The following is a 20622-nucleotide window of genomic DNA, read 5'->3' as shown; positions in this document are numbered from 1 at the left end:
AGGTTTGCGTTATGCAACGTCATAGTCCTTCAACGTCTAGGGAGATATTCGAAGCAGCCTGGAGAGTTCCTGAACACGGACCCCAAAACTGACAGACCCCTATTCAATCGCAATGAACCGGCGAAAAGAAGTCCCAACCCACCCTGAAAGCCATAAAAGTCCAGATATTAAGACAAAACTCATAACCCCACCCCGCTGACCTCGACCTTTGTCCAACTTTTAAACACAAATAAGTCGAGTGATCTTCACCACAAAAACGCCGGTTCCTCCACAAACCAGCGGTCAGTGGTCCAACGGACCCGAAGATCTGTCGCCACGGACCCGTTTGAGCACATTCTCAGCGGATATCAAGCACATGGGCACGCCCACCCCAGGCGTCGTGGTCGCTCCAGCGTACATCAGCGAGTCCAATTTCCTGCTCTTATTGGTGCCTCGCAGAAACGCGGACTGCCGCAGCGTGTGCGCGGGCCCGATCGATCCGCCGGACCAGGCGTTGTAGCGCTCAGCAAAGTCTGCGGGACCAAGCGTTTGCTTTACGACGATCCTCCGGCCCAACCCCGCAACCCCACACCTCGCCGCAATCTGCTCAATAGCCGCGTCGGCGATGCGCTGCACCTGCTCGGAGGCTTCACCCCGGTACATGTCGCCGTGGCCCACCGACGGGTCCGCGGGCACCGGCACCAGCACGAACAGGTTCTCGTGGCCCGCGGGCGCAACAGAAGGATCAGTGGCGGAAGGTTTAGAGACGTAGATGGACTGCGACGCCGCCTGCGGCCGGCTGGCAACGGGGCCATTAAATACAGCATCAAAGTCGTCCGACCAGTCGTCACTGAACAGGAAGTTGTGGTGGGCTAGCTCCGGGATTTCGCCTTCAACACCGAGCATGACCAGCACCGTGCCCAGGCCAGGGTCGCGCGGGGCGAACCAAGACTCGTCGTAGGTGCGCTTGTTCTTCGGCAGCAGGCGGGTTTCGGTGTGGTGGAGGTCCGCGGCGGAGATGGTGAGGTCGGCGGGGAGCCTTTGGCCGTCGATAAGCAAGACGCCCTTATCCTCGATAGCGGCGACCTCGGAGTTGAAGCGGAACCGCGCACCCTGGTCGACGGCGAGGTTGAACAGCGCGTCCATCACCGCCGCGAAACCGCCCTGCGGATACAGCACGCCCTGGGTCAGGTCGGTGTGGCTGAGCAGGTGATACATGCTCGGCGTGCGGCTGGGGTGCGAGGAGAGAAACACGGACGGGTACGTGAGCATCTGGCGCAGGCGCGTGTCCGTGAAACGCTTGGCCACGAACCTGTCGATCGGCTCCGTGAGGTAGCGCGCGAGGCGGGTGTACCGGCCGCGGATGCGCTTCAGGGGCTCAAGCGAGCGGAAGTTGGTGTACAGGAAGTTTTGGATAGCCAGGTCGTAGGTTTCTTCGGCGCTGTCCAGGTACTCCATCAGCTTCGCGCCGGCGCCGGGTTCGAGCTGCTCGAAGAGCTTGGCGGCGTTGTCGCGGCCGGAGTGGACGTCGATGGGCTCGCCGGTCTCCGGGAAGAGGCGGTACGCAGGGGCGAGGGGCTTCAGGTTGAGAAGGTCCTCGGTGCGTTCGCCGAAAAGCCCGAAGAAGTGGTCGAACGCGTCCGGCATGAGGTACCAGCTCGGGCCGGTGTCGAAACGGAAGCCGTCGATGGTCTCGTTGCCGGCGCGGCCGCCGTGGGTGGGCAGCTTCTCCACCACGGTGGTGTCGATGCCCTCCCGGGCGAGCAGCGCTGCAGAGGCCATGCCGGCCACGCCGGCGCCGATCACGATGGCTGACTTCGGTTGTTTGTTCATGGCTTCCTCGAGTTCGCGAGCGCTTTCGCTGTGAGCGCTACTTTGAGGTGGTTGGGCACGCGGACGCGGGTGGTCTGCAGCTCGGTTGCCGGGGTCGCCGCGATGCGGGCGTTGAGCTCACGGAACAGCGCCTCGGCAGCCGCCACTCCCCCGCGGGCTGCCGGCGGCAGCAGCGGGATGGCCGTGTGGGCGCGGTCGAGCTCGTCGGCGATTTGGCTGGTGAGGAAGGACTTTAGGGCGTCGTCAAGCGGGGCGCCGAAGTACGCTCGACCGAGCGCGCGGCTGTCCTCCCCGAGGTCGCGCAGGAAGTTGACCTTCTGGAACGCACTGCCGAGCGCACGGGCGCCCTCCTCCAGCTCGCGGCGGTGCGGGGTGTCGCGGCCGCACAGGAAAATATCCAGGCACATCAGGCCGATCACCTCAGCCGAGCCATATATATAGGTATCCAGCTGTTGCGGCGTGAATTCCGTCTGCGTCAGATCCGCGCGCATGGAGGCGAAAAATGCCTGCATATGCTCGGGATTCAGGTGGCACTCGCGGTAGGTGCGCGCCCACGCGTGCAGCACCGGATCCGTGTGGAAGCGGTGGGCCGGGGCGTGCAGCACCTGCTCCTCATACAGGTCGAGGGCGGTTTCCGGGCACTCGTTGGCCTGCGTTGTGGTGCCGTCCACGATCTCGTCCGCGATGCGCACCACCGCGTAGAGGTTCCGAATGTGGGTGCGCTCCGGGTTCGGCAGCGTGCGCACGGCCAGGGAAAAACTGGTGGAATACTGCGCAATCACCTGCGCCGCCGCCTTGTCCGCCATGGCGTCGAAGCGGGAGAGGAAGGTGTTCACGTCTGGCCAGCTTACCGTGCGTGCGTGGCGCTACTCCGCCCCGCACGCCACGGCGCCTAGGCAAAGCGCTGCAGCGGTAACAGCGGAGGTGATTTTCTGCTTCATGGCGGGCCTCCCTTCCGAGATTCGCACTTTCTCACTTTGTCTACCTGCTATTTCATAGTTTCATTCTGACTTTGGTAGTGGAAAGTGCGAAAGTCTCAGTATTTCAACCGATACGTCGTGCCCCGGCGGCCTTGACCACCGAGCATGACCACGTGCCCGTGGTGGAGAAGGGGTTCAAGAGCATAACGCAGTTGCGCCGCCGAGAGCCCCGTCTGAGTCTGCAACTCCTTCAGCGTGACCTGTGCGCCAGGAGTAAAAGCCCGGTAGACGGCGGGAACGTTTTTACCAAGGGAAGCCAAATCATCAATGTGGAAAGCGGCGGTGATGTCCGGCCGCAGGGCCTCGAACCTCATTGTGTCGCTCTGGGTTCCAGGCAAGGCGTACTGGCCGTCAGTTTCCTGGAGCACCCCTTTCTCCGTGAGTCTGCCCAGCATCCTCTTGCATGACTGCTCACTGTAAGGCGAGTAGCGCTGCACGATGCCGGAAAGCGTGGCGCCACCGTGGTTCCGCAGGTCCACCAGAATGTCCTCCTCAGTCGGGCTCAATCGCAGCCCGTCACGCTGCAAACCCTCCAACCAGTCATCCTCTTCCTCCGTGAAACGGGATCCGCGCGGAAAGAGGACCTTGAACTCGACACCGTTGTCTACGAACTTAGGTTTCGGCATGCGCGCCTCCCGGATTGCCGTCAGGATTTCCTGAATACCGCCACCTTCGCCCTCAATTACACGCTCCCCGTCGTCCGTGCGGAGGTAACGCGCGATCTCGTATAGACGCTTGTTTACCGGGGCTTTAGTCAAAGAAGGCGCCTCAAGCTGAGAAACGGATAGGCCACGCAAACCGCCTGGGCTGACAATTATGAGCATTCGCTCCGTGAGCCTGATCTCCACCTTCTTGCCCACGTCCACAGAGGGCCCCAGATCCCGGTGCACCAACGCGTTCGCTAGCACTTCTCGGATAGCGCTCGGGGGAAACTCCGGCTGATCCACTAAGTGGCCGGTTTCGGTGTAACGACTCACGGTATCCGCATTTCGCTGAATCCATTCCATCGCTTCCGCCAGCATCACGGGCAATGGGCCCTCAATCTCAGTCAGGTTCCTGTTTCGACCCGCTCCCTCCCCTCGAGCCAGCCGCACTGCCGCTGTCGCTCCGAGTGCTGGCTCAACCGATTGCGGGAGGTACCCGAGCGCGTACAAACCGCCAAAGCGCACGTTGCCCTGGTTGTCCGTAACGTTAGTGACCTGCAGTAGCTGATCGACGTTGTCGATTTTGGCTATGCGGCTCCGAGAAGCACGCACCGTTTTCACGTATGTGTCAAGCACGCTGGCGTCCAGCAAGGCGGAATCGGTTCCTGGCAAAGATGCAAAATCGAAGTGGGTCTGCTGGGCCTCAGCCAACGCCGACAGCGACAGCATTTTCAAGTCATTCGAATTCATCACGTAGTCGCCGTCTGCCTGGCGCAAAAATGGTTTGCCCTCGAACTTCGCCGGCTTCTCTGAAGCCAGAAGCGGCGTGACTTCCACAACGACTACGTTCTTCCCGTCAAGCACGTGGTGGAAAAATTCCAACTGTGGCGCCGGCGTCACCGCACTCCGGTTCACATTCACCACGGATTTCTCCATCTGCGCGGGCTCGGCAACGCCGGTGGCTTCGAACCCACGCCGTTCACTCACCCCGAGAATGATTGCGCCAGCTTGAGGCATGTTCGCAAACGCGCACAGCGTCTCGCCCAGCTGCTCAGGGACTCCCCCACCTGCTGTTTTGCACTCAACCAGGGTCGTATCGTCTCCAAACGCACGCAACTGGGAAAGTGTTTCACGCAACCGCCGCTCAGTCCAGGACATAACTCGCACAATATTCGCACTTTCGCACTTTATCTACCTGCCATTTCGGAGTTTTATTCTGACTTTGGTAGGGAAAGTGGGTTAAACGACAAAAAGTGTGTCTGGAATCGACGATTTTCAGGGTTTGACCTGTAGGTTTCAGGGAAATATATGCTTCGGGGGCATATATTTAGGTCTCGAGCGTTCAATCCTCGGTGTGGCTGCCGTGATGTGCTATGTGCGGCGTGGTGTGGTGTCGCAATGTCAAAGAACCAACCACGCTGCCACTGCGGCGGAGAAATGAAACGAAACGGCACCACTAGCAAAGGCACCACCAGGTGGCGCTGCAAACGATGCGGCGCCTCCAGCGTGAAACGCAGAAGCGACATCACCAACGCGGCGGCGTTCACCGTCTTCATCGACCACCTCACCACCGGCGCCAGCCTCGATACCGTTGCCCGCCGTGTGGGGTGCTCACCGCGCACGATGCAACGTCGATTCGAACCGTTCTGGTTCGTTGATGTGCCTGACCCCACCGCCGGCCACGACAAGCGGGTCTACGACCAGATCTTCCTTGACGGCACCTACACCGCTGGCGGCTGCTTGATCGTCGCGGCGACGATCGACCACGTGATTGCCTGGCACTGGTGCAAACACGAAACCACCCGCGACTACCAACTGCTGCTTGAGCGCATCGAAGCCCCACTCATCGCCGTCATCGACGGCGGCCAAGGCGCATACAGCGCGATCAAAAAGTGCTGGCCGACTACGAAAATTCAACGCTGCCTCGTCCACGCCCAACGCGTGGTACGCCGCTACACCACCAGTAACCCACGCACCGATGCCGGGCGCACCATCTACCGACTTGCGCTGAAGCTGACCCGGATCACCACGCTGGATGAAGCCGCTGCATGGGGTGCGCAGCTGCACGAGTTCTCCACGCTCTACCGGTCATGGATGGACGAGAAAACCCTGGTCAAAGATCCCAAAACCGGTGCATGGACCCGCGTGTGGACGCATCACAACGTGCGCAAGGCATACAACAGCCTCAACCATCTTTGGCGGTCCGAGATGCTGTTTGTCTACCTCAACCCGCCAAAAGCAGTACTTCAACCAGAGTGGATCAAATCCACCACCAACAGCCTGGAAGGCGGCATCAACGCCCAGCTCAAACTGCTCGCCAGAACACACCGCGGCAGATCAGGTGAACGACAACGCCGCATGCTGGATTGGTGGCTCTATTTGAAAACGGAACTGCCTGACGATCCAGTACGAATCGCCAGTCAGTCCGACTGGGGCCAGGGCCAACTCGCCAAAGTATCCACCCTGACCCGAAACGAGAACGAAGCCGACCACGAAACCGGACGACCAGCCCTCTACGACAACGCTATCGACACCAACTACACACACTCAATCGGCATCCAAAAAGGCCAAATCTAACCCCCACGACACGCTGAATCAGACACACTTTTTGTCGTTTAACCCGGGAAAGTGCGAAGCTTACGTCGCAAAGCAAAAAGGCCCCCTCCAACTGGAGGGAGCCATTCTGTGGAGCATAGGAGAATCGAACTCCTGACATCCTGCTTGCAAAGCAGGTGCTCTACCAACTGAGCTAATGCCCCGCGTACCCGAGGGTACCGTGGGCCTAGCAAGAATCGAACTTGCGACCTCATCGTTATCAGCGATGCGCTCTAACCGACTGAGCTATAGGCCCTTGGAACGAATAGGAATATTACAGAGCACCTACAATAGCTCCAAATCGCCAGCGTACGGCCCATAAAAGAGCAATTGCTTATCGACGTTCCACGCCCCGGCACGCAGGGGTAACACGCGGGGGTAAGCGCGGCGGAAAATGGTGAACAATCCGGGTTTTCCTGGAGTTTTGCACGTCGCTGCTGGTGAGCGGGCCTCCCGGGCGTACGCGCAGTGCTTGGCAGGGGGCTGATTGGTGAACAATCCGGGCTCTCAGGGCTTGCCAAACGTTGAACAATCCGAACCAAGTGTTGAACGATCTTACCCCGGTTTACCTGGGCAAACTCCTTGAATAAAGTCGTGGACATCGAAGCAGCCCATGTCCACCACAACGTCAAAGGAGCAACGAGATGCGCGCACAGACCAAGGCCCTCGCCGCCGCACTCGCAGCAGCACTCGTCTTCACCGGCCTCCAGCCGGCCGCCGCGGACACCACCGCACTCGTTGACCTCGAGGCGGCCGAATACGTCATCGACTCCGACAACGACGGCCTCCCCGACGACTGGGAAACCGAGGGCATCGTGCTTCACGACGGCACCGAGCTCGCCCTCCCCGACTGGGGCGTCGATCCCAACCGCCCCGACCTGTTCCTCCAGATCAATTGGATGGAACAGCACAACGGTAAGTCCTTCGCGCCGTCCGCGGAGGCGCTGCAAGACATCGTCGGCCTCTTCGACGACCACGGCATCGCACTGCACATCGACGCCGGCGAGACCTACACCAACATCCCCAACTACACCGAGTTCCACGGCGGTGAAACCGTGGCCTACTCGCAGCATTACTTCGCCGACCAGATCTCCGGCGTACGCCTGCTGAAGGATATTGAGACCCACCTCGGCGACCGCTCCAACGCCTTCCGCCTAGGCATCATCGGCGACCAGATTGACCGCGGCGACTACACCACCGGCGTCGCCCTGGTCGGCGACAGCGCCTTCTTCGTCGCCAACAATGACCAGATCGACAGCAACGAGCAGCTCCGCAACGCCATCCTCCACGAGTTTGGCCACACCCTGGGCCTGCGCCACAACGGCGCCGCAGACGTCACCCGCAAGCTGCCGCGCACCCAGGCCACGCCGGTGGAGTACCTGTCCGTGATGAACTACGACCACCAGTTCACCCACTTCAACTACTCCGAGGAGCCCTACACCGCCGAAGGCCCGGACGGCCCCGTCGAGGTGCCCGCCGACTGGGACGCCCTCGTTCTGGACACCCCGCGCATCGGCCGCGACGCCATCGAGCTCGGCGCCCGCACCGTCTCCCACGGTGCGATGCCGGTAGCCCAGGCTCCTCAGGGTTCTGAGGGTTCGGAGGCCGCAACTGCTGAGGCCACGGATGTGAACGTCGCCGCGATCGTCGGCTCCGTCGTCGCTGCCCTGGCCGTCCTGGGCATCTCGGGTGCAGGTTTCGCCGCCATGAACGGCCTGCTCCCCTTCTAGGCCCGCCGAAACGTGCGCCCCGCTTCTGCCGGGGCGCTTTTTATTGGTGCGCACCAATAATTGTGATCACCGGGATTGTCCGCAATGCGGAGATTCGCCTATTTGGCCCGGTTGGACATGGTGAAGCTGACGCCGCCGACCAGGTCCGCGATGGCGTTGTACATGACCACCGTCAGCGGGGCCATGATCACCTGGAACAGGAATCCCACCAGGCCGAACAGGCCCGCGGCGGACATGGCCAGTTTCATGTCCACCACCTGGTCGCCGCCGACACCGCCGATCAGCGAGTTGATGGACTCGATGACCCCGGCGCGCTCCAGCCCGTAGTAGACCAGTAAGCACGCGGCCATCCAGGCGATAAAGCCCAAAAAGGCCAGCAGAGTTGCCACTTTGAAGGTGGAGCCGGCGCCGATGTGGCGCACGGTCACTTTGCGGACGGCCACGGGCTACTCCTTGTCCTCGCCGGCGTCGGAGCTGTCGTCGCTAAGCGCCTGCTCGATGGTCTTCTGCCCGGTGGCGACTGCGGTGGCTTCCTCCTCGCCTTCATCCTCGACGTTGCGGTCGATGGCCAGAAGTTCCACGCCGTCGGCGAGGTCCACCAGCCGCACGCCCATGGTCGCGCGCGAGGACGGGCGGATCTGATCGACCTCGGTGCGGATCACGCCGCCGGCGGAGGTGATGGCGAAGATCTGGTCGTCCTCGGCAACCGAGAGGGCGCCGATGAGCTTGCCGCGCTTCGGGCTGTACTTGAAGGTCATCACGCCCATGCCGCCGCGGCCCTGCGTGTTGTACTCCTCGATGGCGGTGCGCTTGCCGTAGCCGCCGGAGGTGGCCACGAGCAGGTATTCGCCGTCCTTGGCCACGGTCATGGCCAGCAGTTGGTCGTCGCCCTTGAAGCGCATGCCCTTCACGCCGGCGGTGGCGCGGCCCATGGGGCGCAGCTGCTCGTCGTCGGCGGAGAAGCGGATGGACTGGCCCTGCTCGGACACGAGCAGCAGGTCGTCGTCCTCACCGACGAGGGAGGCGCCGATGAGCGCGTCGCCTTCGTTGAGGTTGATGGCGATCAGGCCGGCGGAGCGGGCGGACTCGTAGTCGGTGAGGCGGGACTTCTTCACGCGGCCGTCGCGGGTGGCCAGCACCAGGTAGGGGGCGTCTTCGTAGGTCTGGATCTGGATGATCTGGGCGATCTTCTCTTCCGGCTGGAATTCCAGCAGGTTGGCCACGTGCTGGCCGCGGGCGGTGCGGCCCGCTTCCGGCAGCTCGTAGGCCTTGAGGCGGTAGACGCGGCCGAAGTTGGTGAAGAACAGGATCCAGTCGTGGGTGGAGCAGATGAAGAAGTTCTTCACCACGTCGTCCTGCTTCAGCTCGGCGCCGCGTACGCCCTTGCCGCCGCGTTTCTGGCTCTTGTAGGAGTCCACCTTGGTGCGCTTGGCGTAGCCGGTGGAGGTGATGGTGACCACCACGTTTTCGCGGGCGATGAGGTCTTCCTCGGTGACGTCGCCGGTGGCGGCGACGATCTGGGTGCGGCGCTCGTCGCCATACTTATCGACGATCTCCTTGAGCTCGTCGCCGACAATCGCGCGCTGACGCTCCGGCTTGGCCAGGATGTCCTTGAAGTCCGCGATCTGCTTTTCGATGGCGGCCAGGTCGTCGACGATCTTCTGGCGCTCCAGGGCGGCCAGGCGGCGCAGCTGCATGGCCAGGATCTCGTTGGCCTGGATCTCGTCCACGTCGAGCAGGTCGATCAGCCCGGCGCGGGCCTCGTCCACGGTCGGCGAGCGACGGATCAGAGCAATGACCTCGTCCAGCATGTCCAGCGCCTTGACCAGGCCGCGGAGGATGTGGGCGCGCTTTTCGGCCTCGTCCAGGCGGTACTGGGTGCGGCGGACAATGACTTCGATCTGGTGCTTGACGTAGAAACGCAGCATCTGGTCCAGGCGCAGGGTGCGCGGGACGCCATCGACAATGCTGAGCATGTTGGCGGAGAAGTTCGTCTCCAGCGCGGAGTGCTTGTACAGGTTGTTCAGCACCACGCGCGGCACCGCGTCGCGCTTGAGCGTGACCACGATGCGCATGCCCACGCGGTCGGAGGACTCGTCCTCAATCTTGGAGATGCCCACCATCTTGCCGGCGGTGACCTGCTCGGCGATGTTGTGGATGAAGTTATCCGGGTTGACCTGGTACGGCAGCTCGGTGATCGTGATGACCTGGCGGTTGCCGATCTCCTCGATCTCCGTCACGCCGCGCATGCGGATGGAGCCGCGGCCGGTGGTGTAGGCGTCCTTAATACCCTGGTCGCCCACGATCAGGCCCGCCGTTGGGAAGTCTGGTCCCTTCACGCGCTCCATCGCAGCGTCGAGGGTCTCTTTCTCCTCGGCGTCGTGGTTTTCCAGGATCCACTGGATGGCGTCCGCCAGCTCGTTGAGGTTGTGCGGCGGGATGTTGGTTGCCATGCCCACCGCAATGCCGTTGGAGCCGTTCATCAGCAGGTTCGGCACACGGGACGGAAGGACCGTCGGCTCCTGGGTCTTGGAGTCGAAGTTGGGGGCGAAGTCCACGGAGTTTTCGCGGATGTCGCGGACCATCTCCATGGCGATCGGGGTGAGCTTGCACTCCGTGTAGCGCATAGCGGCCGGGCCGTCATTGCCCGGGGAACCGAAGTTGCCCTGGCCGTCCACAAGCGGGTAGCGCATGGACCACGGCTGGGCCATACGCACCAGGGTGTCGTAGATGGCGCTGTCGCCGTGCGGGTGGTAGTTACTCATGGTCTCGCCGACGGCCTTCACGCTCTTGACGTAGGAGCGCTCGGGGCGGAAACCCGCGTCGTACATTGCGTAGATCACGCGGCGGTGCACCGGCTTCATGCCGTCGCGCACCTCGGGGAGCGCGCGACCCACGATCACGCTCATGGCGTAATCGATGTAGCTGGTCTGCATCTCCTCGTTGATGTCGATTGGTTGAATGCGGTCCAAGCCGCCAGTGGTGTCATCAGCCATGTGTATGGAGTCTAGCGGGGCTTCTGCTTGGAGCGAAGGAGCAACGTGGTATCACAATGGTATGGCTATGACGCTCCGGTTGACCGCAGACGAGGACAAGGCGCTCGTGTTACTCGCGTCCGCGTGGGGGTGCTCGAAGCAGGAGGCGGCGCGCCGTGCGGTAGTCGCGGCAGCATCGCGATTGCTTGACGACGCCCACGTCACCGACCTCGCCCGCTCCCTCATCCCCTCCTATTCCGGAATGGAATCGCGCATCCGGCAGGCGCGCGGATGAGGGGCTTTTCCCCCGAGCAGCTCCTGGCCATCGCGGACGAGTACTGCGCCTTCCACGGCTGCCAGGTCCGCTCGTTCGCTGCCTTGGCCGCCTGCGCCGCTGTGCCCGGCGCCCGTTTCCACGGCGTGGCCGTGTTCGACTCCGTGGACGCTGCCGCCGCGGCGCTTTCTGAGGCCGTGGTGGCGCTTTCGCCGCTGTCGGACTCCAACGAGGGGTTCGCTGCTGTCGTGGCGGAGGTGTATCGGAGGTGGGCGGATGCTCGTCGATAAGCATCTGCTCGCAAAAGTTGACACAAAGCGCCGCTCGAAACTCGGGTGCGAACCCCCAGGTCAGATTTTGGGCTCGTCAACTTTTGCGAATCCGCGCTCCCTCAAGACCACCTCCAAGTGCCCGACCAGGCCGCTGAGCATGTTCGTGCCGTAGCGCAGCGGCCGCCAGTTGATAGAGGTCAGGTAGAGGTCGATGCTGGTGTCGCGCAGACGGGTGCTGGCATCGTCGTGGTGGCGGCCGTCGTAATACAGCGCGATTCTCGCCTCGGGGAAAGCCAGGTCAGCACGCGTAACTAGCTTGCCGTTCGCCCAGAACTGACGGGCCACCTGTTGTTCACGCGGCCTTTGCCCGCGACGGCGATCGTTTCTGGGGTGAGGGCGGCGCGGCGACCGTGATCAACTCGTCGCGGCACTCCATCTGCCACAGTTCACCTGGTTCTAGCTGCTTGCTCACAAAGGCCGGCTCAAAGGTGCTGCCACGTTTCTTCGCGTGGAGGGTGGGTGAGATCAGGACAGTGTCGTGCGCGTCCATCAGGTGCGGCAGCCCGTACAAGGCCAGCGCACCGAAACCGCTCACGCTGGTCATACCCGGTAACAGACGCCCGGGGTTCGGGTAAAGCAGCGCGCCAGCGGTGGTGGACATGCCGTTGTAGAGGTGGGTCATGTGTCTTAGACGCTCGCAACTACCCGGCGGTTCCCTTTTCGGCCCACCTGAGCGCCTAACATGTTCCCCATGAAGAAAACTGTTGCGGCGCTGGCGGCCGCCGCCCTGCTCGCCGCCCCCTCCCCCGCCTTTGCGCAGGACACCGCTATTTCGCAGTTGTCCTCTACAAGCTCGAAGGGTTCGTCCAAGCCGAACTACCGCCCGGACTATGACAAGGACGTCAACCCGCCGGAGAAGCGTGCGCTGGAGGGGTCCTACACGGGCTCGGCTCCGATCTCCTTGGCTATTGCGTTTGCGGCGACGGCGGTTGCGGTGCAGCTCATCGTCGATTTTGTGCCGCAGGCGCGCGAGGCGGTGGACAACCTGGCGGAGCAGTTTAATCTGACGCACGTGCCGGGCTCGTCGGAAGGCAACCGCCTGATCCCGGCGAAGGAGATCACGGCGTTTGTGCAGTCCTACGCGGATCAGTACTTGCCCCAGCGTTAGCTCCGCCACACACCCTGTGTTACGGTTGTGCCCGTTGTGGTTGCAGTGATCCATGTGACTGATGTGAGGTCTGGGTGCTGTGGTGGAAGAGCTGCAACCGAGAACGGCCGGTCCCGCACCGGCCGTTTTTCCCGTTAGACTGACGGGCATGACTGATCTTTCCCAGCTGCTCGACGCAGCCAAGCGCCCCCAGGTTGTCCAGGAGATCACCACTCTTGTCGACGACACCGTCGCCCGCCAGTCCGGCCTCACCGGCATGGCCCTCAAATCCGCCGTCGCTGCAGGTAAGAAGGCCGATGCGGACGCCATTTCCAAGGGTGTGAACAAGTTCCTCCCGCAGATCGTCGACGAGCTCAATCCCTACTGGTCCGCCTATGAGGCCAGCGGCCAGCAGGGCTTCGGCGAGTTCCTTTCCGGCCGCGAGGACGACGTGGTCAAGGCGATGCTCGACGCAGGCGACAAGCAGGCGGATTCCATGCCCGGCGCCATCAAGAAGGTGTACTCCACACTGCGCGGCAAGGCTGCGAAGATCGTGGGCCCGTCGTTGCCGCAGCTCGGCGAGATCGTGGAGCGCTTTGCTTAACGACGTCTAAAGCGCCCCCGCGTAAAAGTTGACAAAACGCCCCGACGCGCTTTCCCTCACCTGGGAAAACGCCGGGGCGTTGTCAGATTTTACGAGCGCCTAGACGTCCAGGAAGCGCACGTCCTTCGCCCTGCGGGTGATGAAGCTGCGGCGGGCCGCAACGTCGTCGCCCATGAGGATGGAGAACAGCTCGTCGGCACGCTGGGCGTCCTCGAGCTCGACCTTGCGCAGGATGCGGGTCTCCGGGTCGAGGGTGGTCTCCCACAGCTCCTTGGCGTTCATCTCGCCCAAGCCCTTGTAGCGCTGGATGCCGTCGTCGGTATTGATCTTGCGGCCGGCCTCCAGGCCTTCCGCCAGCAGCTCGTCGCGCTCGCGGTCGGAGAACGCGTAGCCCGGCTCGCCCTTGCCCCACTTCAGCTTGTACAGCGGCGGGTTGGCCAAGAAGACGTGGCCGTTTTCCACCAGCTCCGGCATGAAGCGGAACAGCAGGGTCAGCAGCAGGGTGGCGATGTGCTGGCCGTCCACGTCGGCGTCGGCCATCAGCACGATCTTGTGGTAGCGCAGCTTGGCGATGTCGAATTCATCGTTGATGCCGGTGCCTAGCGCGGTGATGATGGCCTGGACCTCGGCGTTTTTCAGCACGCGGTCCATGCGGGCCTTCTCCACGTTCAGGATCTTGCCGCGCAGCGGCAGGATGGCCTGGTACATGGAGTCGCGGCCGCCCTTGGCGGAGCCGCCTGCAGAGTCGCCCTCCACGATGAACAGCTCGGACTTTATGGGGTCCTTGGAACGGCAGTCCGCGAGCTTGCCGGGCAGGCCGCCCAGGTCGGTGGCGGACTTGCGGCGCACCAGGTCGCGGGCCTTGCGGGCCGCCTGGCGGGCCTGGGAGGAGGACACGGCCTTGTTCACGATGACCTTGGCCTCGGCCGGGTTGGCGTCGAACCAGTCGGAGATGTTCTCGTTCACCGCGCGCTGGACAAAGCCCTTGACCTCGGTGTTGCCCAGCTTGGTCTTGGTTTGGCCCTCAAACTGCGGGTCGGCCACGCGCACGGAGACGACGGCGGCGAGGCCCTCGCGGCAGTCGTCGCCAGTAAGGTTGGGCTCCTTGTCCTTGAGCAGCTTGTGGTCGCGCGCGTAGCGGTTCATCAACGACGTCAACGCGGCGCGGAAGCCCTCCTCGTGGGTGCCGCCCTCGTGCGTGTTAATCGTGTTGGCGAACGTGTGCACGGATTCCTTGAAGGAGCCGTTCCACTGCATTGCCACCTCGGCCTCCAGGCCGTCGCCCTTCTGGTCGAAACCGATGATGGTCGGGTGGATGGCCGTCTTGGACTTGTTCAGGTACTTGACGTAATCGACCAAGCCGTCCGGGTAGTAGAAGGTGACCTTCTTTTCACGCTTCTTCTTTACGTCCGGTGCGACCTCGTCGCCCGCCTCCACCGTGTCGCCGTCGCCGTCCTGGTCGACATCGGCGGCGTCCACAGTCTCGGTGTTGTCGTCGAACGAGTCGCCGTCGATGGTCGCTGCGGTGTCGCCCTCGTCGGCGATGGCCTCGAGCTCGAGCTCCTCGTCGGTAACGCGCTGGTCCGTCAGCGTGATGGTCAGGCCCTTGTTCAAAAAGGCCATTTCCTGCAGGCGGCGCGAGATGGTGTCGTAGTTGAAATCGACGGTCTCGAAGATCTCCGCGTCCGGCCAGAAACGGATGGTGGTGCCGGTGCCGCGGGCGTTGCCGCCCTCCTCCAGCTCGTCTGGCACGGCCATGTTGAAGCGCTGGTACCAGTGCTTGCCGTCGCGCTTGATGTCCGCCTCAACGCGGGTGGACAGCGCGTTGACCACGGAAATGCCCACGCCGTGCAGGCCGCCGGAGACCGCGTAGGACTCCGAGTCGAACTTGCCGCCGGCGTGCAGCTGGGTCATAACCACCTGCACGGTCGGGGCGCCGGTCGGGTGCATCTCCACCGGGATACCACGGCCGTTGTCCACGACCTCGACGCCGCCATCCTCCAGCAGGGTGACGTCGACGCGGTCGGCGTAGCCCGCCATCGCCTCATCGACCGAGTTGTCCACGACCTCCCAGACCAGGTGGTGCAGGCCGCGTGCACCGGTGGAACCGATGTACATGCCCGGGCGCTTGCGCACCGCCTCCAGGCCTTCGAGGATGGTGATCGATGACGCGTCGTAATGGGGTTGCTGCTCTGCCACTTTCGGGAAGCTCCTCCATGCGTAAATGTGGGCCGAATGTGTCATTCAGGCCCGTTGAACCTGTCCCATATTACACGGTGAGGGGGCCATAACGGGGAGGTGTCCAACGCGCGAGAGGGCGTTTCACGCGCGTTCTTCGCTCGCCCTTACCCGTACGTGTCGCGCGGGCCGCGGCCTTTCACGTGCAGCGGGCCATACCGCCAGCTCTTCGTCTTCGGCCCATAGACGTGCAGCTTGGTCACCACGTCCGGCCCGACCTTCGCCGCGATCGCCGCGAGCACTTCGCGCTGCATGTACTTCATCTGCGTCGCCCAGGCAGTGGAATCGCAGCTGACGTGCACTTCGCCGCCTTTGATCATCTCCACGTGCGTGTGTTGGCCGATCTTCTCGCCGACCAGCTCTGCCCAGTGCCCCATGACCCAGCCGTGCGCCATCTTCTCGGTCCAGTCGCGTTTGCGGATTTCGGTGCCGAGCAGGTTGGAAAAGGAGGAAACCTTGTAGCTGCGCGGCAATGCGCGCCCGTCCGGGCCGGTGGGGATTCCGCGCACATTTGCTTTACGACGTTTCTCCGGCTGATCAAGCCCCGTTTCAAGGCCCGGAACGGTGATGGCGGCCTTTGGTCCGTCGTGAAGCGATGGATTGTTGCGCCTGGGGATGGTGCTGGTGCCCTGGCGGGACAGGTCCGGCAGGGGGCGGCCGCGTTTGCGTGCGGTGGCGCGGACGGTGTCGAAGCTGCGTTTAATCAGATCGCTCAATGGCGCTCACCCCGTCCTGCATGGTCACGGCGTAGCGCGCGGCGACGGCGTCGTCGAGGTTGCCGGGCAGGTCGTCGCCCACCGCGGCGGTGACCAGGACCTGTTCCGCGTCGGCGGCAACGTGGACGAGGCGTTCGCGGCGCTTGGCGTCGAGCTCGGCGAATACGTCGTCGAGGATCAGCACCGGGTCGGTGCCCTCGCTGGCCAGAAGCTGGTATTCGGCGAGGTGGAGGGCCAGCGCGTAGGACCAGGTTTCGCCGTGGGATGCGTAGCCCTTCGCGGGCTGGTCGCCGAGCATGAGGGCGAGGTCGTCGCGGTGCGGGCCGACGAGGGTGGCGCCGCGGTCGATCTCGTCCTTGCGGCGCCGGCCCAGCTCAGCGAGCATGGCGGCCTCAAACACCGCCGGGTCGCGCGATGGCCCGCCGTTGAGCTCAGTCACGGCCCGGTCGAGGGTGGAGCTGTACGCCACCGACGCGGGGCGCGACTCCGGCGCGACGGACTGGTAGGACTCGGTGATGCGCTCGGCCAGCTCATCGACGAGGCTGAGCCGGCCCGCCACCACCTGCGCGCCAAGCGCCGCGAGCTGACTGTCCCACACGTCCAGGGTGGAAAGCGCGCTTGCGCCATCTTCGTCCTGGTAGCCGCGGCGCAGCGCCATGTTCGAGCTCTTCAGCAGGGCGTTTCGCTGCCGCAGCACCTTCTCGTAGTCCGCGCGGGCACCACCGAGGCGCGGAGTTCTCTGTGCTGCGAGGTCGTCTAAGAACTTGCGGCGCTCCGCCGGCTCGCCGGTGATCAGGCGCAGGTCCTCCGGAGAGAACATCACCACGCGCAAAACGCCCAGCAGCTCGCGGGCAGATTTCAACCGGGTGCGGTTGATCTGGGCCTGGTTCGCCCCGTGCGCCTTGATCAGCAGGTGCGTGGTCAGCGCGCGGCCGTCGTTGACGGTGGTGGCGGACACGCGGGCGTTCTCGGCGTTGGCGTGGATGAGCGGAGCATCCGTCGATACGCGGTGGCTCGACAACTTCGACGAATAATGGACCGCCTCGACGATATTGGTCTTGCCGTGGCCGTTACGGCCCGCGAAAACCGTCACGCCCGGCTCAAGCTTGAGATTCAGCTCGGGCCACGAGCGGAAATCACGCAGATCAAGCTCGCGGACGTGCATGGGCTAGCCCGGCAGGCGAACCGGCATGAGCAGGTAAGTGAAGTGCGTGTCCGGTGTGGGGAACGTGCCGTCCTCGCCGCGCTCCGGAAGCTCCTCCGGCTGCGGGATCATGATCGCCGGGCGGGAAGCCTCCGTGAAGCCGAACACGACGCGGTCGGTGCCGATGACGGAAAGGCCGTCGCGAAGATAGCCCGCGTTGAACGCGATGAGCAGCTCATCCACCCCGGTGAACGCGGCCTGGAGGGTCTCCTGGGCGGCGCCCGAGTCCGCGCCGGAGGAAAACAGCGTCAGCTCGCCCTCCTTGAAGTGCATGCGCAGCTGCGCGTTGCGGTCCGCGACCAGGCTGACGCGGCGGATGGACTCCAGAAGCGGCGCGACCTCCACCGACGCGATCGCCGTGTGCGTCTTCGGCAAAAGAGGCGCAACGTTGGGGAAATCCGCATCCAGCATGCGGGTGGTGGTTTCGCGGTTGCCGGTGTGCAGGCCGAACAGGCCGTCGCCGCCGATGTTGTCGGCAGTGCCCGCGGCGAGCTCCACCGGATCGTCGATGGACGTGTCCAGCGTGCGCGCGTTGTCCAGCAGCGTTTTCGCCGGGACGAGCAAGTCCGCCTTGACGTCCGGGCTGGTCGGCTCCCAGGTCAGGTGGCGCTGCGCCAGGCGGAAGCGGTCCGTTGCCGTGAGGGTGACATTCTCACCGTCGATTTCTAGGTGGATGCCGGTGAGCATCGGCAGTGTGTCGTCGCGGCCGGCGGCGGAGGCCACTTGGGTCACCGCGCCCGTGAGCGCCGCCGGAGAGATTCGGCCCGTGACCTCCGGCAGGTGCGGCAGCTGCGGGTAATCGTCCAGCGCAATCAGCGGCAGTTCGAAGCGGGAGGAACGCGCCTTCAGCGTCATCACTTTGGAATCGGTGGAGACCTCGATGGCGTCGTTAGGCATGGTGCCCACGATGTCCGCGAGCAGCTTGCCGGCTACCGCCACGCGGCCCGGATCGTTGACCTCGGCACCGATGCGCACGCGGGTAGAGACCTCGTAGTCGAAGCCCGCGAACTCCAGGCCGTTGTCGTCGGCTGTAATCACAACCGCGCGCAGCACCGGTTGCGTCGACTTGGTGGGCAGGCTGCGCGCGACCCACGCCGCAGCGTCCGCGAGCTCATCCTTATGGACGCGAAACGACACATTGTTGTCCATGACTGCGCAGTCTCCTTTGGCATGTTTGGCATTTCGGGCAGAGCCAGATCGGACACCACTCTACATTTGTGATTCACCCGCGCGCACTCTGCCTATCGACGCCTCACCTCCGGTTCGCCGCCGAATGTCAGGGCCGGGCCGAAGATTGCACACCCTCTCTTTCTCCAGATTGAATTACAAGAAGTAAAGAGGGGAACAACAGTAGGTCTTGGGGAATCTGTGGATTGGGCCGTCTTTGTGCCGGTCGCACGGCGTGTCGCCCGTGTGATTTAGGTTGTGGATAACTTGTGGATAAGTCGGGTCCCCTGTGGATAGATTTTCGTGCCCTTTGAAATTACACAAGCGGAACCGCGTTCATCCACCGGTTATGCACACGCTGTCCCCAGGCCCGGAGTGTGTGACGTCGGTTACACTGTGATCTGTTTGGCCAAACTACACCGGTGTAATTACACAGGTGTGGATAGGCCTGTGGAGAGTGGTGCGGAAGTGATTTGGGGAGGAGAATTGGGTGGCCGTGGCTACACGGGTGCGCCGCCACCACCTAGACCCTGGGAGCCAGACCCTGGGCTCAGCCAAAAATCGCGCTATCCCAGGGTGAGCCTCCCAGGGTCTAGCGCGAACGAGCGTGAACCGGCGCGAAACAGGCCGCGGCGAGCCCCGACCTACCGCGCGTGCATGCGGGCGCGGTTCTTGATCACCTGCGTGAGTTCCTGGATCTCGTCGTAGGTGCCGCGGTTTTCCGTCATTTCCTTGCGGATCTTGCGGTCTGCGTACATGACGGTGGTGTGGTCCTTGCCGCCGAACTCGTCGCCGATCTTCGGCAGTGATAGCTCGGTCAGTTCGCGGCACAGGTACATGGCAATCTGGCGCGCGTGGGCGACCTGCCTGGTCTTTCCGGCTCCGGTGAGCTGGTCCAGGGAGACCTGGAAGTACTCGGCGGCGGCATCCTTGATGGCGTCGGCGGTGATGTTGACGTCGCCTTCGTCGGGGAGGATGTCGCGCAGTGCTACTTGGGCGACTTCCATGGTGATCGGCTCGTTGATCAGCGACGAGTACGCCGACACACGGATCAGCGCGCCTTCGAGTTCGCGGATGGAGGACTCGAACTGGGAGGCAATGAGCTCGAGCACGGCGTGGTCGACCTGGGTGCCGTCGGCGGCCGCCTTCTTCATCAGGATGGCGATGCGGGTTTCCAGGTCGGGCGGCTGCACGTCGGTGATGAGGCCGCTGATGAAGCGCGTCCTTAACCGGTCCTCGAGCGTGGTCAACTCCTTCGGCGGCCGGTCGGAGGACAGGATGATCTGCTTGTTTGCCTGGTGCAGAGCGTTGAAAGTGTGGAAGAACTCTTCCTGGGTGCCTTCTTTGCCCTCGAGGAACTGGATGTCGTCGACCATGAGGATGTCCAGGTTGCGGTAGCGCCGCTTGAAGGATTCTTGGCGGTCGTCGCGCACGGAGTTGATGTAGTCGTTGGTGAATTCCTCGGACGAGACGTACTTGATGCGCAGTCCCGGCTGCAGCACGCGCGCGTAGTTGCCTGCGGCGTGCAGGAGGTGGGTTTTGCCGAGACCGGAGCCGCCCCAGATGAACAGGGGGTTGTAGGCCTTGGCGGGGTTTTCGGCGACGGCGACGGCGGCGCCGTTGGCGAAGCGGTTGGACGAGCCGATGACGAAGTTTTCGAAGGTGTACTTCGGGTTCAGGCTGGCTTCGCGGTCCGGGTCGTGCGCGGGTTTCTCGCGGGGGATGCGGCGGTCCACTGGGTCCACGGTGGGGTGCGCAGTTGCTTCTCGACGACGCCCCGCCACCTGGGCAGCATGCATCTGCGCCAATTCGTCCAGGCCCATGGGGATCTGCTCTCCCGCTGCCGGCGCTTCGACGTGGGATTGGGTGGGTTGCCAGCTCGGCTCCGGTGTAGGCGCCGGCGGCTGAACAGGCTCAGGCTCTGGTTCGGGTTCCGGCTCGGGCGCGGCGACGGAGACGGCCAGGGCGTAGGGCTGGCCGGTGTGGGACGACAGCAGTGCCGTGATGTGGGGAGACAGGGACTCCTCAATGACATTTTTCGCGGCTTGGTGGGGTGCGGAGAGGAGGGCGTAGCCGTCGACAAGCACGACCGGCTTCATTAGCCGCAGGTAGGCGCGCTGTTGGGGGGTAAGCGTGGGTACGGACGAGGTGGCCTGCTCCGAGAGGCGCAGCAGCTCGTCGACGACGCCGCGCCACAGGTCCTCGAGGTGTTGGTCCGCCAACGTCGTCTCCAGTCTGTTCCTGTCTACATGTGCAATCCACAA

General features: G+C 63.5%; 18 protein-coding genes and 2 tRNA genes. 6 read left to right on the top strand and 14 right to left on the bottom strand.

Annotation, left to right across the window (positions count from 1 at the left end; genetic code table 11):
* Positions 1 to 282: 282 nt before the first annotated feature.
* The 3 genes from crtI to CAFEA_RS00090 all read right to left on the bottom strand — a co-directional run bounded on the left by crtI (position 283) and on the right by CAFEA_RS00090 (position 4594).
* A complete protein-coding gene (gene crtI, locus CAFEA_RS00100) occupies positions 283 to 1812 on the bottom strand; it encodes a phytoene desaturase family protein (protein ID WP_063937253.1) in 1530 nt (509 codons plus the stop codon).
* Entirely contained in the window at positions 1809 to 2618 is an 810-nt protein-coding gene (locus CAFEA_RS00095; RefSeq protein WP_063937267.1) for a phytoene/squalene synthase family protein, read from the bottom strand. The genes crtI and CAFEA_RS00095 overlap by 4 nt, the downstream gene beginning before the upstream one ends.
* 230 nt (positions 2619 to 2848) lie before the next feature.
* Positions 2849 to 4594 carry an RNA/DNA-binding domain-containing protein gene (locus tag CAFEA_RS00090; RefSeq protein WP_063937252.1) on the bottom strand — a complete coding sequence of 582 codons (1746 nt, stop codon included), beginning with the start codon at positions 4592 to 4594 and terminating at the stop codon, positions 2849 to 2851.
* Between the two features lie 240 nt (positions 4595 to 4834).
* On the opposite strand from CAFEA_RS00090, the gene CAFEA_RS00085 reads away from it, so the two are divergent.
* Positions 4835 to 6013: an IS1249 family transposase gene (locus CAFEA_RS00085; protein ID WP_063937531.1), complete on the top strand. Its 1179-nt coding sequence runs from the start codon at positions 4835 to 4837 to the stop codon at positions 6011 to 6013.
* A 109-nt stretch (positions 6014 to 6122) separates the two neighbouring features.
* Here CAFEA_RS00085 and CAFEA_RS00080 read toward each other — a convergent pair.
* Positions 6123 to 6195, bottom strand: a tRNA-Ala gene (locus tag CAFEA_RS00080).
* An 18-nt stretch (positions 6196 to 6213) separates the two neighbouring features.
* A tRNA-Ile gene (locus CAFEA_RS00075) sits at positions 6214 to 6287 on the bottom strand.
* Positions 6288 to 6675: 388 nt separating this feature from the next.
* Here CAFEA_RS00075 and CAFEA_RS00070 point away from each other — a divergent pair.
* Positions 6676 to 7761, top strand: coding sequence for a zinc-dependent metalloprotease (locus tag CAFEA_RS00070; protein ID WP_063937095.1), 1086 nt, complete (start codon positions 6676 to 6678; stop codon positions 7759 to 7761).
* Positions 7762 to 7859: 98 nt separating this feature from the next.
* Here the strand turns inward: CAFEA_RS00070 and CAFEA_RS00065 are convergent, their stop codons facing one another.
* Together CAFEA_RS00065 and gyrA are read right to left on the bottom strand one after the other, a co-directional pair.
* Positions 7860 to 8204 carry a DUF3566 domain-containing protein gene (locus tag CAFEA_RS00065; RefSeq protein WP_063937094.1) on the bottom strand — a complete coding sequence of 115 codons (345 nt, stop codon included), beginning with the start codon at positions 8202 to 8204 and terminating at the stop codon, positions 7860 to 7862.
* A 3-nt stretch (positions 8205 to 8207) separates the two neighbouring features.
* The gene (gyrA, locus tag CAFEA_RS00060) at positions 8208 to 10757 is read right to left on the bottom strand and encodes a DNA gyrase subunit A (RefSeq protein WP_063937093.1); all 2550 of its coding nucleotides are present in this window, start codon (positions 10755 to 10757) and stop codon (positions 8208 to 8210) included.
* A 61-nt stretch (positions 10758 to 10818) separates the two neighbouring features.
* Between gyrA and CAFEA_RS00055 the strand changes: the two genes are divergently transcribed.
* Positions 10819 to 11031, top strand: a complete 213-nt coding sequence (locus CAFEA_RS00055; RefSeq protein ID WP_063937092.1) for a hypothetical protein — start codon at positions 10819 to 10821, stop codon at positions 11029 to 11031.
* Complete coding sequence (locus CAFEA_RS00050; RefSeq protein WP_034996706.1) at positions 11028 to 11300, top strand: hypothetical protein; 273 nt, start codon at positions 11028 to 11030, stop codon at positions 11298 to 11300. The genes CAFEA_RS00055 and CAFEA_RS00050 overlap by 4 nt, the downstream gene beginning before the upstream one ends.
* A gap of 60 nt (positions 11301 to 11360) precedes the next feature.
* Here CAFEA_RS00050 and CAFEA_RS00045 read toward each other — a convergent pair whose 3' ends face one another.
* Both CAFEA_RS00045 and CAFEA_RS00040 read right to left on the bottom strand, forming a co-directional pair.
* On the bottom strand, positions 11361 to 11627 hold the full coding sequence (locus CAFEA_RS00045) for a putative endonuclease domain-containing protein (RefSeq protein ID WP_063937091.1): 267 nt from the start codon (positions 11625 to 11627) through the stop codon (positions 11361 to 11363).
* A 7-nt stretch (positions 11628 to 11634) separates the two neighbouring features.
* The gene (locus CAFEA_RS00040) at positions 11635 to 11964 is read right to left on the bottom strand and encodes a hypothetical protein (protein WP_063937090.1); all 330 of its coding nucleotides are present in this window, start codon (positions 11962 to 11964) and stop codon (positions 11635 to 11637) included.
* A gap of 69 nt (positions 11965 to 12033) precedes the next feature.
* On the opposite strand from CAFEA_RS00040, the gene CAFEA_RS00035 reads away from it, so the two are divergent.
* Together CAFEA_RS00035 and CAFEA_RS00030 are read left to right on the top strand one after the other, a co-directional pair.
* Complete coding sequence (locus CAFEA_RS00035) at positions 12034 to 12450, top strand: hypothetical protein (protein ID WP_126858132.1); 417 nt, start codon at positions 12034 to 12036, stop codon at positions 12448 to 12450.
* Positions 12451 to 12598: 148 nt separating this feature from the next.
* Positions 12599 to 13033, top strand: coding sequence for a DUF6918 family protein (locus tag CAFEA_RS00030; protein ID WP_063937088.1), 435 nt, complete (start codon positions 12599 to 12601; stop codon positions 13031 to 13033).
* Between the two features lie 99 nt (positions 13034 to 13132).
* On the opposite strand, the gene gyrB is transcribed toward CAFEA_RS00030, so the two are convergent.
* From gyrB to dnaA, 5 genes are all read right to left on the bottom strand, one after another.
* Positions 13133 to 15232, bottom strand: coding sequence for a DNA topoisomerase (ATP-hydrolyzing) subunit B (gene gyrB, locus CAFEA_RS00025; protein ID WP_063937087.1), 2100 nt, complete (start codon positions 15230 to 15232; stop codon positions 13133 to 13135).
* 146 nt (positions 15233 to 15378) lie between these two features.
* A complete protein-coding gene (locus CAFEA_RS00020) occupies positions 15379 to 15987 on the bottom strand; it encodes a DciA family protein (protein WP_063937086.1) in 609 nt (202 codons plus the stop codon).
* Positions 15971 to 17152, bottom strand: coding sequence for a DNA replication/repair protein RecF (gene recF, locus CAFEA_RS00015; RefSeq protein WP_063937085.1), 1182 nt, complete (start codon positions 17150 to 17152; stop codon positions 15971 to 15973). The genes CAFEA_RS00020 and recF overlap by 17 nt, the downstream gene beginning before the upstream one ends.
* Positions 17153 to 17155: 3 nt before the next feature.
* Positions 17156 to 18340: a DNA polymerase III subunit beta gene (gene dnaN / locus CAFEA_RS00010; protein WP_063937084.1), complete on the bottom strand. Its 1185-nt coding sequence runs from the start codon at positions 18338 to 18340 to the stop codon at positions 17156 to 17158.
* Between the two features lie 662 nt (positions 18341 to 19002).
* On the bottom strand, positions 19003 to 20580 hold the full coding sequence (gene dnaA, locus CAFEA_RS00005; protein WP_034996684.1) for a chromosomal replication initiator protein DnaA: 1578 nt from the start codon (positions 20578 to 20580) through the stop codon (positions 19003 to 19005).
* Positions 20581 to 20622: the final 42 nt, after the last annotated feature.

Origin of the sequence: Corynebacterium afermentans subsp. afermentans (assembly GCF_030408355.1) — a bacterium.
Classification (GTDB): domain Bacteria; phylum Actinomycetota; class Actinomycetes; order Mycobacteriales; family Mycobacteriaceae; genus Corynebacterium; species Corynebacterium afermentans.
This window is presented reverse-complemented; position numbering and strand designations above follow the sequence as displayed.

What these genes read in the sequence shown, in the direction of transcription:
- CAFEA_RS00050 (WP_034996706.1), top strand. Translation starts at nt 11,028, where the DNA reads ATGAGGGGCTTTTCCCCCGAGCAGCTCCTGGCCATCGCGGACGAGTAC.
- recF (WP_063937085.1), bottom strand. Translation starts at nt 17,152, where the DNA reads ATGCACGTCCGCGAGCTTGATCTGCGTGATTTCCGCTCGTGGCCCGAG.
- crtI (WP_063937253.1), bottom strand. Translation starts at nt 1,812, where the DNA reads ATGAACAAACAACCGAAGTCAGCCATCGTGATCGGCGCCGGCGTGGCC.
- CAFEA_RS00095 (WP_063937267.1), bottom strand. Translation starts at nt 2,618, where the DNA reads ATGGCGGACAAGGCGGCGGCGCAGGTGATTGCGCAGTATTCCACCAGT.
- CAFEA_RS00055 (WP_063937092.1), top strand. Translation starts at nt 10,819, where the DNA reads ATGGCTATGACGCTCCGGTTGACCGCAGACGAGGACAAGGCGCTCGTG.
- gyrA (WP_063937093.1), bottom strand. Translation starts at nt 10,757, where the DNA reads ATGGCTGATGACACCACTGGCGGCTTGGACCGCATTCAACCAATCGAC.
- CAFEA_RS00040 (WP_063937090.1), bottom strand. Translation starts at nt 11,964, where the DNA reads ATGACCCACCTCTACAACGGCATGTCCACCACCGCTGGCGCGCTGCTT.
- CAFEA_RS00085 (WP_063937531.1), top strand. Translation starts at nt 4,835, where the DNA reads ATGTCAAAGAACCAACCACGCTGCCACTGCGGCGGAGAAATGAAACGA.
- dnaN (WP_063937084.1), bottom strand. Translation starts at nt 18,340, where the DNA reads ATGGACAACAATGTGTCGTTTCGCGTCCATAAGGATGAGCTCGCGGAC.
- CAFEA_RS00030 (WP_063937088.1), top strand. Translation starts at nt 12,599, where the DNA reads ATGACTGATCTTTCCCAGCTGCTCGACGCAGCCAAGCGCCCCCAGGTT.
- CAFEA_RS00070 (WP_063937095.1), top strand. Translation starts at nt 6,676, where the DNA reads ATGCGCGCACAGACCAAGGCCCTCGCCGCCGCACTCGCAGCAGCACTC.
- CAFEA_RS00035 (WP_126858132.1), top strand. Translation starts at nt 12,034, where the DNA reads ATGAAGAAAACTGTTGCGGCGCTGGCGGCCGCCGCCCTGCTCGCCGCC.
- CAFEA_RS00090 (WP_063937252.1), bottom strand. Translation starts at nt 4,594, where the DNA reads ATGTCCTGGACTGAGCGGCGGTTGCGTGAAACACTTTCCCAGTTGCGT.